A 14,590-nucleotide genomic window follows, 5' to 3' on the forward strand; every position below is an offset into this window, starting at 1 on the left:
GCGATTGCGGATCCGTCGCAGAGGGCGTACGAACGAACCACGAAGTCCCGCCGGACGATGTCGTGGTCCTCCGGGAACGTGCATCTCGAGGGAGAGGACACGACCGATGAGCGAGTTCGCCGCATCCGCTGAAGAGCCGTCGATCTACGGGGAGGAGGACGCGGGCGACGGGAAGCGCATCGTCCAGATCGCGTCCGTCGCCGCACTCGGCGGCCTGCTCTTCGGCTACGACAGCGCCGTGATCAACGGCGCGGTCGCCTCCATCAAGACGGCCTTCGGGGTGAACGACGCCCTCCTCGGCTTCGCGGTGGCATCGGCGCTGCTGGGCGCCGCAGCCGGCGCGATGACGGCGGGGCGTCTCGCCGACCGGATCGGGCGCGTGCGGGTCATGCAGATCGCCGCGGTGCTGTTCCTGATCAGCGCGATCGTGACGGGCCTCGCCCCCGAGCTGTGGACCCTGGTGATCTTCCGCGTGGTCGGCGGCGTCGCGATCGGCATGGCCTCGGTGATCGCCCCGGCCTACATCGCCGAGACGTCACCGGCCCGCATACGCGGTCGGCTGGGATCGCTGCAGCAGATGGCGATCGTCACCGGCATCTTCCTGTCGCTGCTGGTGGACTGGCTGTTCGCGACGGCGGCCGGCGGAGCGGACAAGACGCTGTGGCTGGGGCTGCCCGCCTGGCGCTGGATGTTCCTCGCCATGGCCGTGCCCTCGATCCTGTACGGGGTGCTCTCCGCGACCATCCCGGAATCGCCGCGGTACCTGATCGCGAAGCACCGGATCCCTGAGGCGCGGAAGGTGCTCACCATCCTGCTCGGCGAGAAGAACCTCGATCTCACGATCACCCGGATCCACGAGAGCATCGACCACGACGTCAAGCCGAGCTGGCGCGACATGCGCAAGCCCGGTGGCGGGCTCTACGCGATCGTCTGGGTCGGTCTGCTGCTGTCGGTGTTTCAGCAGGGTGTGGGCATCAACGTGATCTTCTACTACTCCAACATCCTCTGGGAGGCGGTCGGCTTCCAGGAGAGCGCGTCCTTCGGCATCAGCGTGTTCACCTCGGTCGTGAACATCGTCACCACGATCGCCGCGATCATGCTCGTGGACCGGGTCGGCCGCAAGCCCCTGCTGCTCGTCGGATCCTCGGGCATGATCGTCACCCTCGCCACGATGGCGGTCTGCTTCGGCACCGCCCCGCTGAACGCGAACGGCGACCCGCACCTCGTCGGCGCCGCGGGCCCGATCGCACTTGTCGCGGCGAACCTGTTCGTCGTGTTCTTCGGCATGAGCTGGGGGCCCGTGGTGTGGGTGCTGCTGGGGGAGATGTTCCCGAACCGGTTCCGTGCGGCGGCGCTCTCGCTCGCCGCCGCCGGGCAGTGGGCCGCGAATTGGGTGATCACCGTCACCTTCCCGCCGCTGAAGAGCCTCTCGCTCGGCCTCGCCTACAGCCTGTATGCCGCCTTCGCCCTGCTGTCGCTGCTGTTCGTGGCGAAGTTCGTGAACGAGACCAAGGGCATGTCGCTCGAGGCGATGGACGAGGCCACGGGGATGATCCCGCTGCAGCACAAGGACGGCTCCGCGGGTGGAGTCGTCCGCGACTGACGCGGGCTCGGGCCCCGCGCCCGCCGCGCAGTCTCTGCTCGTGCGGGACGCTCCGGACGTCGCTCACTCCCCGTGCGCGCCGGCGTGACGGGCGACGATCGTGGTGGCGGCCCGGGCGGGGGCGGTTCCATAGAGGAAGCCCCGTACGTCGCCGAGCCGGGAGGCCGCGAACGCGTCGGCGACCTCGTGCGGCGCGTGGCGGAGCAGCAGCGAGCCCTGCAGGGCGACCGCGAGCGCCTCGGTGAGCCGGCGCGCCCCGGCCTGCGCCTCGGCGGATGCGGGATCGCGCTGCGCCGCGCGCAGCAGCTTCTCGGTGCCGGCCACGTGCGCGTCGAGGCGTGCGTCCGCCCCGGCGGCGAGGCGCACCTCGGCGAGCAGCGCGTCGGCGGTCTCGGGCTCGCGGGCGATCGCGCGCAGCACGTCCAACGCGATGACGTTGCCGGATCCCTCCCACACCGCCATCACGGGCTGTTCGCGGTAGCGCCGGGCGAGCGGGAACGCCTCGGTGTAGCCGTTGCCGCCCAGGCACTCCAGCGCCTCGTAGGCGTGGCCGGGCCCGCGCTTGCAGATCCAGTACTTGAGCACGGCCGTCGCCAGCCGGCGGAACGGCTCGTCCTGGGCGGGCGCGTCGGACTCATAGGCCGCGGCGACCCGCAGCGAGGAAGCGATCGCGGCCTCGGCCTCCACGGCGAGGTCGGCGAGCACCTGCGTCATCGCGGGCTGGTCGGCCAGCAGCGCGCCGAAGGCCGACCGGTGCTGCGCATGCCAGATCGCCTCGGCGGTCGCCTGGCGCATGCCCGCGGCGGTGCCGAGCATGCAGTCCAGGCGCGTCTGGTTGACCATCTCGATGATCGTGCGGACGCCACGGCCCTCCTCGCCCACGAGCCAGCCGACGGTTCCGTCGAACTCCACCTCGCTCGAGGCGTTCGCGCGGTTGCCGAGCTTGTCCTTGAGGCGCTGGATGAGGAACGGATTGCGTGAACCGTCCGGCAGCACGCGCGGCACGAGGAAGCAGCTGAGTCCGGCCGGCGCCTGGGCGAGCACGAGGAAGCCGTCGGACATCGGCGCCGAGCAGAACCACTTGTGCCCGGTGAGGATCCAGGACCCGTCACCGGCCGGCGCCGCGGAGGTGCGATTCGCGCGCACATCGGATCCGCCCTGCTTCTCCGTCATCGCCATGCCGAACAGGGCGGAGGTCTTGCCGGGGCTGAGGTCGGGGGCGTAGTCCCGGGAGAGCAGCCGCGGCATCCACTCGTCCCGCAGAGCCGCGGACCCGAACTGCTGCAGCGCCGGGACGACCGCGTGCGTCATCGACACGGGGCAGGCGTGCCCCGGCTCGATCTGCGCGAGCAGCAGGAACTGCGCGGCGCGGGCGACCTGCGCGCCGGGGCGTGGATCCGCCCAGGCGGCGGTGTGGGCTCCGGCGGCGACCGCGGCGCCGATCACCCGGTGGTACGCGGGGTGGTACTCGACCTCGTCGAGGCGGCGTCCCCAGCGATCGAACGCGACGAGCTCCGGCTCGTGCACGTTCGCGAGCTCGGCGTCGTGCTGGAAAGCGGCGGAGCCGACCAGCTGCCCGGTCGCCGTGAGCTCCGGCTCGGCCCAGGAGGCGCCGTGGCGTCGCACACCCTCGACGAGGGGGAGGTCGAGTGCGAACTCGTCCACGCCCTCCCGCGGCGGCGCCTGGTTCGTGACGGTGTGCGTCGCCATGCGGATCCCCTTCGATCGCGGTCTGATCCGACGCTACGCCATCCGCCCGCGCGGACTCAGGGTCGGCGTGCGAATGGCCGTCGCGCTCGACGAGGACCGGAACGCCGGCGAGGCGAGCTCAGTCGGCCGCGGGGTTCTCGCGCCACTCGTCGCGGAGCAGCCCCATCCGCACGATGTCCTCGTAGCGCCCGCGCACCCAGGCGTGCTCGCGCTGGCGACCCTCGACGACGAAGCCGGCCTTCTCGTAGGAGCGGATCGCCGCGGCGTTCGACGCGATCACCTCGAGATGCACCCGGCGCAGGTTGCCGCGCACGAACCCGAACTCCACCATCTGCCGCATGGCCTCGGTGCCGATGCCCTTGCCCCGGGCCGACGGGACGAGCGCGATGCCGACCTCGGCGTGCCGCGCGACCTCGTCGATCTCGAACAGGCCGACGGTGCCGACGGCTTCGCCGGCGACGTCGATGACGAAGCTCCGGTTGCTGCCCGGATCCGCTTCTCGGGCCGTGAGACGCTCCTCCCACGTGGTGCGGGGCGGAACGGCGGGGCGGCCCGGGTTGCGTTCCTCCCACGTGTCCAGATCCGTCGCGATGCTGTAGAGCGCATCGAGGTCGGCGTCGGTGCGGGCGCGGAGGGTGACGGCGGGCCTTGTGGACATGGGTGTCACGCTACCCGCAGGTCCAGACAACGCGGCCGGCGCCGACGCCGAGGACCGGAGAGGGCCGTCCCCTTGTGACGCCCTGGACGGCGGCATACCCTGCGGAGAAGAGGTCGGATCAGGGCCGCTGCGGGCGGGTATGCAGATGAGGGCGTCGGGGCCGGCTCCCTCGTGAAGGAGGACGAGATGGGCCACGACGAGGACGACGAGCCGGTCGAGGAGCAGGTCGAAGACCAGGAGACGGCCGAGAACGGTCCGCCGTGGGACGAGGATGACGGCGGGCTGATCCCGCCACCCGACGTGGACACGATGCTCGGGTTCGAGGGGTCCATCGAGGGGCTCTGACGGCACCCGTCCGATGGCGTGCGCCGTCCGGGGCTAGATGATCGCGTGCGCCCGCACGGGGAAGGTCCCGAAGCCGGCGACGGCCGGTGGTGCGGCGGTGAACCGGGCGCCCCGGGCCGGCAGCGAGCCCAGGTTCGCCAGGTGCTCGACGACAGGGATCCCTGCCGCGAGCAGGATCGAGTGCGCGGGGCGCTCGCCTCCCGACTCGGTGTCGTCGATGTTGAGCGAGTCGATGCCGACGAGTGCGACCCCGGCGCCGACGAGCGCCTGCGCCCCGTCTTCGGTGAGGAACGGCGCGCCGCGGCCGTACGCCGGGGTGCCGAAATGCCGGTCCCAGCCCGTGTGCAGCAGCACGGCCGCGCCGTGCAGGTCGCGGTCGGCGAGGGTGGCGGATCCGATCCCGCGACGGTCGGGCGACCACGCGTCGGCGAGATGGAAGACCTCCGCCGGCAGATCGACGAGCTTCTCCAAGGGCAGCGAGGAGAGATCGCCCCCGTCGGCGTATCGGTGGAACGGCGAGTCGACGTAGGTGCCGGTGTTGCCGATCATCGTGATGACGTCCATCGCGAACTCGGTGCCCGGCGCGTACTTCGCCCGCGAATCCTCCCGGGTGAGGAACGGGGTGATCTCGGGCGCGGGCAGCCCGGGGTAGGTGACGAGGCCGGCGTGGATCGAGTGCGAGAGGTCCACGATGCGGCGCACGGAGGTGGGGGTCGCGGCTTCGACTCCCCGGCTGCCCCGGTGCTGTTCTTCGACGATCTCGAGATCGCGCAGCGCGACGGACTCGACGAGCGCGAGACCGAGGTGGCGGATGAGGAGCGTGCTGATCGCGTCGGCGTTCAGGTCGGCGGAGGGCAGGTCGAGGCGGAAGCCGTCGCCGTGCATCCCGCCGCCGTTGGCGAAGGCGATGTCGAAGCCGAAGCGCGCGCGGTACTCGGGTGAGGTCATCCCGCCAGTATGGCGAGGAACGCCGTGGGCGGGCGTCACGTGTCGACGATCGAGCTCTCCCCCGGGATCGTGCGTCGCGGAGATCCCGCGGTCGCCGTTCCGGGGTGAGTACTGGCGGCGGTCGGACGAGGAAGGGTCGCACCCGCCTGAGCGGACGCGACCCTTCCTGTCATGCGGCGGAGCGGGTGCTCAGTGGAACTGGCCCAGCTTGCCGAACTTCTCCGCGAGGAGGTAGTAGACCGTGATGCGGCTCTTGGTGCGGTCCGCCTTCATGGTCTCCTTGACCTCGTCGAGCGCGGCGTCGAGCACCGCGTCCGACTCCGTGAGGCCGAGCTTCTTCTTGAGGAAATTGGTCTTGACGGTCTCGACCTCGTCCTTGTCGGAGAACGCGACGTACGCCGAGTCCTGGCTGCTCATCACGAGCTGGTAGGTCTTGAGGAGACCCGCGATCGCAGCATCATCGGCGTCGGGACGGTAGATCTTGACGTCAGCGGCCCAGTCGGCCATAGGGAACTCCTTCGCTCCGGCTCGGCTCGATTGCCGCGCTCGCCAGAGATCCTAGACGGGGCATCCGAACAGCAAAAGACGTCCATAGGAAACTGACAGGCCGATGCTTGGGCGTGCCTTCGGTCCCGGGCGGCGGGAGATGTCTCTCGAGCGCACTCAGGACCGGTCCGGCCTGCCGGCGTGCGGCCCGTCCGCCAAGCGTCAGGATGCGGCGCGCAGTCCCTCCACGAGGGGTGTCGTGGGGCGGCCGAGCAGGCGGGCCAGGGTCCGGTCGGTGTCGGCGAGGGCGCCTTCCCTGATGTTCGCGTCGAGCGCCGTCACGAAACCGACGGTGCCCGCGTCGAGACCGGCGGCCTCGAGCGCCGCGGCGTGGTCCTCGCTGCTGAGCGGCGCATAGCGGACCTCGCGTTCGACGACCGCCGACGCGGCGCTGGCGAGTTCGTCGTAGTTCCACGCGACGTCGCCGGCGAGTTCGTAGACCTCGCCGACATGGCCGTCCTCGACCAGGACGATCGCGGCGGCCTCGGCGTAGTCCGCCCGGCTCGCGGAGGCCACGCGGCCCTCGCCCACGCTCGCCGCGATGACGCCGGTGTCCCGGGAACGGGCGACATCGCCGAGATAGTTCTCCGTGTACCAGTTGTTCCGCAGGATGACCGCCGGGAGGCCCGCGGCCGCGATCGCCTCCTCCGTCGCCTTGTGCTCGGGAGCCAGCACGAGGTCGCTCGTCGTCGCCTTCGGGGCGCTCGTGTAGACGAGCTTGGCGACGCCCGCGGCGCGGGCCGCGTCGATGACGACCTGATGCTGCGTCGCGCGCTTTCCGACCTCGCTGCTCGAGATGAGCAGTGCGGCGTCCACGCCGTCAAGGGCCGCCGCGACGGTCTCCGGCGCGTCGTAGTCGAGGGCGACGACCTGCACGCCTCGCGCGGCGAGATCTGCGGCCTTGGCGGTGTCGCGCGCGCCGGCGCGGACCGTGGCGGGGTCGGTGCCGCGGGCGAGCAGGCTGTCGACGACGAGGCGGCCGAGGTTGCCGGTCGCACCGGTGACGAGGATGGTCATGAGGAGTCCTTTCGCAGGGGTTACGCACTCGACAACGTGCTCGCCGCCCTTCGCCTTCCCCGCGGAGAGTACCCACTTTCAGGTAAGGTACGCACATGGTGGTGAGTTTTGCGCAGATCCGGGCATCGCAGGATCGACTCTTCGATGACGGATGCGGCACCCGTGTCGTGCTCGACCATGTCATGAGCAAATGGGGTGTGCTCATCCTCTCCGCGCTGTCCGACGGCACGCTGCGGTGGGGAGAGCTGCGGCGTCAGGTCGACGGCATCAGCGAGAAGATGCTCGCCTCGACCTTGCGCACGCTCGCCGCCGACGGTCTCGTGCACCGGGAGTCGTTCCCGAGTGTGCCCCCGCACGTGGAGTACCGCCTGACCCCGCTCGGGCAGGATCTGATGAAGAGGATGCTCCCGCTCGTCGCCTGGGTCGCCGATCACGCCGAGGAGATGGTCGGGCGGCCGTAGGCGCCCGTCCGCGACCCGGCCGGCAGACCACGGCAGCGTCGTGTCCTGCGGCCTCGCGGGAACGCTGTCAGGCGAGCACACGCGTCGCGCTGTCCGCGAGGAGGAAATGGATGGAGGGGCTGACGGGAATCGAACCCGCGCTGTCTGCTTGGGAAGCAGAAGTTCTGCCATTGAACTACAGCCCCGCACGTCGGTGACGCCTGGCCAGCATAACAAACGCTCGCGGGGTCCTGGATCCGCGGGTCCGGAACCGCGGGCTCGGGTCCTGGGTTCCGCTGGAGGTGTCGTCTCCGCGGTGCGCCGGGCGGGCCAGGGGAGGGAGCCCGGGATCCGGGACTCGCGTTCGGGGTTTCCGGAATCATCCCCGTGGATCCCCGGAGTCATCCTCCAGAGGGATGCGCGAGGGCACAGCCGCCGCATAGCGTCGAAGACATGATCACAGCAGAGGGCCTCAGCAAGAGATATGGACCCAAGACCGCGGTCGACAACGTGTCGTTCACCGTCCAGCCGGGTTCGGTCACCGGCTTCCTCGGACCGAACGGTGCCGGAAAGTCGACCACGATGCGCATGATCGTGGGCCTGGACCGTCCGAGCGCGGGCCGCGTCACCGTGAACGGCCAGGAGTACCGTCGTCTGCGCGCGCCCCTCACCGAGGTCGGCGTGCTGCTCGATGCGAAGGCCGTGCACACGGGCCGTTCCGCCCGCAACCACCTGCGCGCGCTCGCCGCGACGCACGGACTTCCGTCGAAGCGCGTCGACGAGGTGATCGAGATCGCCGGCATCGGATCCGTCGCCCGCAAGCGCGCGGGCGGGTTCTCGCTCGGCATGGGGCAGCGCCTCGGCATCGCCGCGGCCCTGCTGGGCGACCCGCACACGCTGATCCTCGACGAGCCGGTCAACGGGCTCGACCCCGAGGGCGTGCTCTGGGTGCGCAACTTCGTGCGGCACGCCGCGTCGGAGGGGCGCACGGTGCTGCTCTCCAGCCACCTCATGAGCGAGATGGCGCAGACCGCCGACCACATCATCGTGCTCGGCCGCGGCCGGGTGCTCGCGGACGCACCGCTGTCGCAGCTCGTGCAGCAGTGGACCACCGCCCAGGTGCGGGTGCGGAGCCCCCGCGCCGCCGAGCTGGGCGATCTGCTGATCGCCGCCGGCGCCCTGATCACCCCCTCGGGCCACGACACGATCGACGTCACCGGCCCCGAGGCGTGGTGGATCGGCGACCTCGCCGCCGAGCGCGGCATCCCGCTGCACGAGCTCACCCCTACCAGCGGTTCGCTGGAGGACGCCTACCTCGCCCTCACCGGCGAGGCCGTCGAATACCGCACCCGCGCCGTGCCCGAGGCCGGCGCCCCGATCCCGGAGGTGGTCGCATGAGCGCCGTCACCCCCGCCGTGCCCGCGCTGCCGGGCCGGTTCCGTCTCAGCTTCCCGCGGAGCCTGCGCAGCGAGTGGATCAAACTGACCACGCTGCGCTCGACCTGGTGGTCGATCGCGATCACCGCCGCTCTCACGATCGGCATCGCCGTGCTGATCGCGTTCGCCCTCACCTCGTCGGGCGAGGCTCCGCGTGGGCTCAACGGCATCATGGCCGTGGTCACGCCCATCCAGTTCACGGCGCTGCTGGCCGGGATCCTGGGTGCGATCGCCGTCACCGGCGAGTACTCCACGGGCATGATCCGCTCCACGCTCACCGCCGACCCGCGCCGCGGGCGCGTGCTGATCGCGAAGGCCGTCGTGCTGGCGGTGTTCCTGTTCCTCGCCTCCCTGGTGATGTTCGTGATCGCCGCCGCCATCGTGTCGGCCATCCTCAGCGGGCACGGCCAGGGGCTGGAGTGGGGAGCGCCCGACAAGGTGATCCTGCCGCTGCTCGCGGCCGCCGCGACGATGGCGGTGTGCGCATTGATCGGTGTCTCGTTCGGGTTCATGCTGCGTTCGGGAGCCGGCGCGATCGCCGCCACGGTCGGACTGCTGTTCGTGCTGCCGATCATGGCGAACTTCTTCGCCTTCGCCGGCGAGTCCTGGAAGTGGGTGCTCGACGCGGCCGCCTACCTGCCGCTGTCGGCCGCGCAGAACGCGATCCTGCCCAGCGACACCGCGCCGCTCTCCGCGGGCGTGGCGTTGCTCACCCTCGGCGCCTGGGTGGCCGCGGGGCTGCTCGGATCCTGGGTGGTGCTGCGCTCCCGCGACGCCTGACCCTGGGACCCGCTGACGTCGCCCCCTCCGCACCGCGCGGAGGGGGCTTCGTCGTCGACGGGGTCGGCGGATGTGGTACTTGAGGACGACCCCGGAACGGACCGGATCCTCCCCGAAGCGGATGTGCGGCCCGCCCCCGACCGGTTGGCTGAAGGTACGGCTCGTCGCAGCCCGCGGCAGTCGCGGGTGCCCTGCGCCCGCCCGTATCGCCTGGAGGATCCGTGACCCTGCTGACCCGACTCAGCCTCGCCAACCGCGCCGTCGTCGCCCTGTTCACCGTCCTCATCGTGGGGGCGGGGCTGTGGGCCACCGGCAGCATGAAGCAGGAGCTGCTGCCGTCGATGTCGCAGCCCGCGGCGGTCGTGCTCGTGACCAAGCCGGGCGCCTCGGCGGAGACCCTCGACCACGATGTGGTCAAGCCCCTGTCCGATGCCCTCGGCGCCGTGACCGGGGTGGACGAGGTGCGCACGAGCACGTCGAGCGGCAGCGGCCAGCTGACCGTGTCCTGGGCGTTCGGCCGCGACGACAGCAAGATCCTCGCCGACCTCAAGTCCGCCGCGACCGCCGCCGGATCCGCCGCCGACGGCGTGCACACCGAGGTCTACGCGGGCAGTTCCGCGGACATCCCCGTGCAGAGCCTTGCGATCACCGGCGACGGCGACATCGAGGCCCTCGCCGACCGGGTCGACAAGACCCTCGTTCCCGCGATCGAGCACGTGCCGGGCGTGCGCGCCGTGCAGGTCTCGGGGCGCGTCTCCGAGCGTGTGCTGGTGACCCTGGATCCGGCCAAGCTCTCGGCGCGGTCGGTCGATGCGGCCGCGGTGTCGGCGATCCTGCGCACGGCCGGCGTCGTGGTGCCGGCCGGCACCAGCAGCGACGGCACGCGCGCGATGGCCATCGAGGTGGGCCAGGAGGGCACGTCGATCGAGCGCCTCTCGGCGATGCCGATCCCGACGATGCAGGGGCCGGTGCCGCTGTCCGAGGTGGCGACCGTCGAGCTCGCCCCCGTCCCGCAGAGCACGATCTCGCGCTCGGACGGGCGTCCCGCGCTGAGCCTGACGATCACCAAGACCCCCGAGGCGAACGCCGTGCAGGTGTCGCACGCCGTGACCGCCGCGGTCGCGAAGACCCTGCCCTCGCTGGGCGGGAGCGCCGCGAGCTCGGTGCTGTTCGACCAGTCCACGATGATCGAGAAGTCGACCCATGACCTCGCCGTCGAGGGCGGCCTCGGCCTGGTGTTCGCGGTGCTCATCATCCTGGTCTTCCTGCTCTCGCCCAGGGCGACGGTGATCACGGCCGTGTCGATCCCGCTGTCGCTGCTCATCGCGGTGATCGGGCTCCGCGTCGGCGGCTTCTCCTTCAACGTGTTCACGCTGGCCGCACTGACCGTTGCGGTGGGGCGCGTGGTCGACGACTCGATCGTCGTGATCGAGAACATCGCGCGGCGACGCGGATCCGCACCGCTCACGCCTGCCGACGTACTCGCCGCGGTGCGGCAGGTGGCCGGCGCCGTGACGGCGTCGACGCTGACGACGGTCGCGGTGTTCCTGCCGGTCGCCCTCGTCGGCGGCATGGCCGGGGAGCTGTTCCGGCCGTTCGCGCTGACCGTGACGATCGCGCTGCTGGCCTCCCTGCTGGTGTCGCTGACGATCGTGCCCGTCCTCGCGTACTGGTTCCTGCGTCGCCCGGCGAAGACCGCGGTCGCCGAGGCCGAGGCGGTGAATGCCGAGCAGTCGGCGATGGCCGCGGCTGACGGCGCGGATGCGTCGCGGACCACGGTTCCGGCCGACGAGCCCGCCGCGACAGCTCCGGTCCCGGAGGCGGCGGATCCCGCGGAGCGCGTCACGCGCATGCAGCGCGCGTATCTGCCCTCGCTGCTGTTCGCGCTGCGGCGCCCCGTCACGGTCGTGCTGATCTCGGTCGTGGTGTTCGCCGGCACGATCGTGGCCGCCGGGTTCCTCAAGACCGACATGCTCGGCAGCTTCGCAGATGAGCGCGCGGTGACCGTCACCCAGACGATGCCGCTGGACACCACGCTCGCGGTCTCGGACAAGGCGGCCACCGCCCTGGAGAAGAAGGTCCGCGACCTCGACGGGGTCGCCTCCTACCGCACCACCGCGGGCGAGCAGGGTGCTCCCGTCACGCTCGACGTCGTGATCGCCGCGGATGCGGACCCCAAGGCTGTGCTGCCGCGGATCAGGAAGGCGGTCGCCGAGCTCCCCGACGCCGACCGGATCACCGTGTCGACCCAGGCGACGCAGACCACGTCCTCCTCGATCGACGTGATCGTGAAGAGCCCCGATGACAAGGCGCTGGCGAGCGCCTCGGAGAAGTTGACCGCCGCGCTCGGGAAGGTCGACGGCATCGGCACGGTGAAGAGCGATCTCGCGGCCGATCTGCCGGTGCTGAAGGTGTCGGTCGACGCCGCGCGCGCCGCGACGCAGGGCTTCACGACCGCGGAGGTGGGCGCGGCGATCGCCGCCGCCGTGCAGGGGGAGCGGCTCGGATCCGTCGGCATCGACGGCACCGCGACGGACCTGGTCGTGCGCGCGCAGTCGACGGCGACGGATCCGGAAGCGGTCAAGGCGCTCACTCTCCCGATCTCGGCGCTGCAGGCGCAGAAGACGCAGAAGGACGCGGCCGACGCGCTGCAGCGCGAGCAGGAGGCGATGTCCTCCCAGGCGCGCACCGAGGCGGAGAACAAGGCCGACGAACAGCTCTCGGCGCTGTACGACGCGCGCTCCTCGGGGGCTCAGGATCTGGTCGCGCTGCGCGACCAGCTCGCACAGCTGCTCGCCTCGCCGCCGCCCGCCGATGCGAGCCCCGCGACGCAGGGTCAGCTCAGCGCGCTCGAGTACCAGAAGCTCGTCCAGCAGCTCACCCAGGCCGTGGCCGGGGCGGAGAGCGGTCTGACGGGACTCGACGAGCAGATCTCCGCGGCCCGTACCGCGATCGCCGACGGGTCGCGCCAGCAGGCCGAGACCGATCGGCTCACGCAGGCGCAGCGCGACCTCGAGCACCTGCGCGCGACACCGATCCGGGTCGGCGACATCGCCGCGGTGGAAGTCGTCTCGGCGCCTGCCACGATCACCCGGATCGACGGCGCCCGGGCGGTCACGATCTCGGCCACGCCGGCGGACGGGGCGGACCTCTCCACCGCGTCGTACGGCGTGCAGACGGCCGTGGTCGGGGTCGACCTGCCCGCCGGCGTGAGCCTGGACGAAGGCGGCGCCGCCGCCGAGCAGGCGCAGTCGTTCGGCGAGCTCGGGCTTGCCATGCTGGCCGCGATCGCCCTGGTCTACATCGTGCTGGTCGCGACGTTCCGCTCCCTCGTGCAGCCGCTGCTGCTGCTGGTCTCGGTGCCGTTTGCGGCGACCGGGGCGATCGCGGGCCTGCTGATCACGGGGACCCCGCTCGGCATTCCGGCCCTGATCGGCATGCTCATGCTGATCGGCATCGTGGTCACGAACGCGATCGTGCTGATCGACCTCATCAACGAGTACCGGCGGAACGGCTCGGGCCTCGACGACGCGGTGGTGCACGGTGCGCGCCTGCGCCTGCGGCCGATCATCATGACCGCGTGCGCGACGATCTTCGCGCTCATTCCGATGGCGCTCGGCATCACCGGGGGCGGGGCGTTCATCTCGCAGTCGCTGGCGATCGTGGTGATCGGCGGGCTGGTGTCGTCGACCGTGCTCACCCTGCTGCTGGTGCCGGCACTGGTCGTGCTCTACGAGCGCCGCGGCGATCGCCGGCAGGCGCGGAGGGAGCGCCGCGAGGTGCGTCGACGCAGCCGCAGCGCCGGCGTCGAGGTGTTCGAGCAGGAGCAGGATCCGGCGTCGCCCGAGGAGGTGTCCGTCGGTGCGGTGCCGTCGAACGCGGAGGCGAAGGCGTCGCGCACATCGCTCCCGACCGCGGATCGGACGGCATCCGTCGACCCGGACGACCATGGGAGACTGGCGACGTGACCGACGGCTCCGCGCGCGCCCTGGATCGCGCCGCGTCGCGCTGGCAGCGCCATCCGCGCTGGGCCGACGCGCTCACGACGCTCAGCTGGGTCGTGCTGACGACCGTGCCGATGTTCGCGGCGGAGTCCGCGGACCCCGAGATCGCCACGCGCCCCGTCGGCCCCTGGGGAATCGGCCTGGGCCTCGTCGTGGTCGCGATCGTCGCGACGACGATGATGCTGTTCCGCCGCCGCAACCCGGTGCTGCTCTTCCTCGTCTCGGTCACGCTGCCGCTCGTGGTGCTGCCGTTCTCGCTCGATGTGGGCGCCTTCGCCGTCGCGTACGCGGTGTTCGCGATCGCCGTGTACGACCGGGTGTCCCGGGCGTGGATCGCCGGGGCGGTGGCCTACGCGGTGACCCTGGTGCTGAGCGTCGTGCATCTGCTCACGGGATTCGGCTTCGCTCCCGTGAACCGTTCGGGGTCGCGGCTCGAGACCTCCCTGACCTGGGCCGCCTTCGATCTGCTGATCCTCCTGGTCGCCCTGCTGTGGGGGCAGAACGCGGGCAACCGCCGCCGCTACGTGGCGGCGCTCGTGGAGCGAGCGCGGATCCTGGAGCACGAACGAGATCAGGAGGCGCAGCTCGCGGCCCTCGCCGAGCGCTCGCGCATCGCCCGCGACGTGCATGACATCGTGTCGCACTCATTGAGCGTGATCGTGCGGTTGGCCGACGGCACGAGGGCCGTCTTCGATGCGGATCCGGTCCGCGCGAGGGAGGCGGTGGGGCAGATCGGCGGTGTCGCGCGCTCCTCCCTCGACGAGATGCGCCGGGTGCTCGGCGTGCTCGAACGACCGACCGGTCAGGAGTCGACGCGCAGCGGCACGGGGCTGGAGGACCTGCCGCGTCTCGCCGAGGTCTACCGCGGGATCGGGCTGCCGGTGCGGCTGGACCTCGACCTGGGACGGCCGGTGCCTGGCGACGTCACCGGATCCGCGGCCGCCGATGCGCACGAGATTCCGGCAGGGCTCCAGATGACGGTGTTCCGGATCGTGCAGGAGGCCCTCACCAACGCGCTGCGCCACGCCGAGGCGCCCACCGAGGTGCGGGTCGAGGTGCGCGTGACCGAGGAGGTCATCCACGCCGAGATCCGGGACGACGGC

General features: G+C 71.4%; 12 protein-coding genes and 1 tRNA gene. 7 read left to right on the top strand and 6 right to left on the bottom strand.

Annotation, left to right across the window (positions count from 1 at the left end; all coding sequences use genetic code 11):
- Positions 1-106 precede the first annotated feature (106 nt).
- Positions 107-1,603 (top strand): sugar porter family MFS transporter, encoded by a 1,497-nt coding sequence (locus LXM50_RS09280; RefSeq protein WP_233311030.1) that lies wholly within the window; start codon positions 107-109, stop codon positions 1,601-1,603.
- A 63-nt stretch (positions 1,604-1,666) separates the two neighbouring features.
- Here the strand turns inward: LXM50_RS09280 and LXM50_RS09285 are convergent, their stop codons facing one another.
- Both LXM50_RS09285 and LXM50_RS09290 read right to left on the bottom strand, forming a co-directional pair.
- The gene (locus LXM50_RS09285; protein WP_233311031.1) at positions 1,667-3,313 is read right to left on the bottom strand and encodes an acyl-CoA dehydrogenase family protein; all 1,647 of its coding nucleotides are present in this window, start codon (positions 3,311-3,313) and stop codon (positions 1,667-1,669) included.
- Between the two features lie 118 nt (positions 3,314-3,431).
- Positions 3,432-3,971, bottom strand: a complete 540-nt coding sequence (locus LXM50_RS09290; protein WP_233311032.1) for a GNAT family N-acetyltransferase — start codon at positions 3,969-3,971, stop codon at positions 3,432-3,434.
- Positions 3,972-4,157: 186 nt separating this feature from the next.
- Here LXM50_RS09290 and LXM50_RS09295 point away from each other — a divergent pair, with 186 nt between their 5' ends.
- Positions 4,158-4,316: a hypothetical protein gene (locus LXM50_RS09295; RefSeq protein ID WP_233311033.1), complete on the top strand. Its 159-nt coding sequence runs from the start codon at positions 4,158-4,160 to the stop codon at positions 4,314-4,316.
- Between the two features lie 33 nt (positions 4,317-4,349).
- On the opposite strand, the gene LXM50_RS09300 is transcribed toward LXM50_RS09295, so the two are convergent.
- The 3 genes from LXM50_RS09300 to LXM50_RS09310 all read right to left on the bottom strand — a co-directional run bounded on the left by LXM50_RS09300 (position 4,350) and on the right by LXM50_RS09310 (position 6,827).
- Positions 4,350-5,264 carry a cyclase family protein gene (locus tag LXM50_RS09300; protein ID WP_233311034.1) on the bottom strand — a complete coding sequence of 305 codons (915 nt, stop codon included), beginning with the start codon at positions 5,262-5,264 and terminating at the stop codon, positions 4,350-4,352.
- A 189-nt stretch (positions 5,265-5,453) separates the two neighbouring features.
- Positions 5,454-5,771, bottom strand: a complete 318-nt coding sequence (locus LXM50_RS09305) for a DUF2853 family protein (protein ID WP_233311035.1) — start codon at positions 5,769-5,771, stop codon at positions 5,454-5,456.
- 201 nt (positions 5,772-5,972) lie between these two features.
- Positions 5,973-6,827, bottom strand: coding sequence for an SDR family oxidoreductase (locus LXM50_RS09310; protein WP_233311036.1), 855 nt, complete (start codon positions 6,825-6,827; stop codon positions 5,973-5,975).
- A gap of 95 nt (positions 6,828-6,922) precedes the next feature.
- Here LXM50_RS09310 and LXM50_RS09315 point away from each other — a divergent pair, with 95 nt between their 5' ends.
- Positions 6,923-7,288: a helix-turn-helix domain-containing protein gene (locus LXM50_RS09315; protein ID WP_233311037.1), complete on the top strand. Its 366-nt coding sequence runs from the start codon at positions 6,923-6,925 to the stop codon at positions 7,286-7,288.
- A gap of 111 nt (positions 7,289-7,399) precedes the next feature.
- Here LXM50_RS09315 and LXM50_RS09320 read toward each other — a convergent pair.
- Positions 7,400-7,473 (bottom strand) — tRNA-Gly (locus LXM50_RS09320).
- Positions 7,474-7,720: 247 nt separating this feature from the next.
- Here LXM50_RS09320 and LXM50_RS09325 point away from each other — a divergent pair.
- The 4 genes from LXM50_RS09325 to LXM50_RS09340 all read left to right on the top strand — a co-directional run.
- On the top strand, positions 7,721-8,665 hold the full coding sequence (locus LXM50_RS09325; protein ID WP_233311038.1) for an ABC transporter ATP-binding protein: 945 nt from the start codon (positions 7,721-7,723) through the stop codon (positions 8,663-8,665).
- Positions 8,662-9,483, top strand: coding sequence for an ABC transporter permease (locus LXM50_RS09330; RefSeq protein WP_233311039.1), 822 nt, complete (start codon positions 8,662-8,664; stop codon positions 9,481-9,483). The genes LXM50_RS09325 and LXM50_RS09330 overlap by 4 nt, the downstream gene beginning before the upstream one ends.
- A gap of 221 nt (positions 9,484-9,704) precedes the next feature.
- Positions 9,705-13,451 carry an efflux RND transporter permease subunit gene (locus tag LXM50_RS09335; protein ID WP_233311040.1) on the top strand — a complete coding sequence of 1,249 codons (3,747 nt, stop codon included), beginning with the start codon at positions 9,705-9,707 and terminating at the stop codon, positions 13,449-13,451.
- On the top strand, positions 13,448-14,590 hold a 1,143-nt coding region (locus LXM50_RS09340), incomplete at its 3' end, for a histidine kinase (RefSeq protein WP_233311041.1). The genes LXM50_RS09335 and LXM50_RS09340, both read left to right, overlap by 4 nt.

This window comes from Microbacterium sp. Au-Mic1, from assembly GCF_021341785.1.
Lineage (GTDB): Bacteria > Actinomycetota > Actinomycetes > Actinomycetales > Microbacteriaceae > Microbacterium.

Coding starts and splice junctions, on each gene's coding strand:
- LXM50_RS09280 (WP_233311030.1), top strand. CDS start 107: ATGAGCGAGTTCGCCGCATCCGCTGAAGAGCCGTCGATCTACGGGGAG.
- LXM50_RS09285 (WP_233311031.1), bottom strand. CDS start 3,313: ATGGCGACGCACACCGTCACGAACCAGGCGCCGCCGCGGGAGGGCGTG.
- LXM50_RS09290 (WP_233311032.1), bottom strand. CDS start 3,971: ATGTCCACAAGGCCCGCCGTCACCCTCCGCGCCCGCACCGACGCCGAC.
- LXM50_RS09295 (WP_233311033.1), top strand. CDS start 4,158: ATGGGCCACGACGAGGACGACGAGCCGGTCGAGGAGCAGGTCGAAGAC.
- LXM50_RS09300 (WP_233311034.1), bottom strand. CDS start 5,264: ATGACCTCACCCGAGTACCGCGCGCGCTTCGGCTTCGACATCGCCTTC.
- LXM50_RS09305 (WP_233311035.1), bottom strand. CDS start 5,771: ATGGCCGACTGGGCCGCTGACGTCAAGATCTACCGTCCCGACGCCGAT.
- LXM50_RS09310 (WP_233311036.1), bottom strand. CDS start 6,827: ATGACCATCCTCGTCACCGGTGCGACCGGCAACCTCGGCCGCCTCGTC.
- LXM50_RS09315 (WP_233311037.1), top strand. CDS start 6,923: ATGGTGGTGAGTTTTGCGCAGATCCGGGCATCGCAGGATCGACTCTTC.
- LXM50_RS09325 (WP_233311038.1), top strand. CDS start 7,721: ATGATCACAGCAGAGGGCCTCAGCAAGAGATATGGACCCAAGACCGCG.
- LXM50_RS09330 (WP_233311039.1), top strand. CDS start 8,662: ATGAGCGCCGTCACCCCCGCCGTGCCCGCGCTGCCGGGCCGGTTCCGT.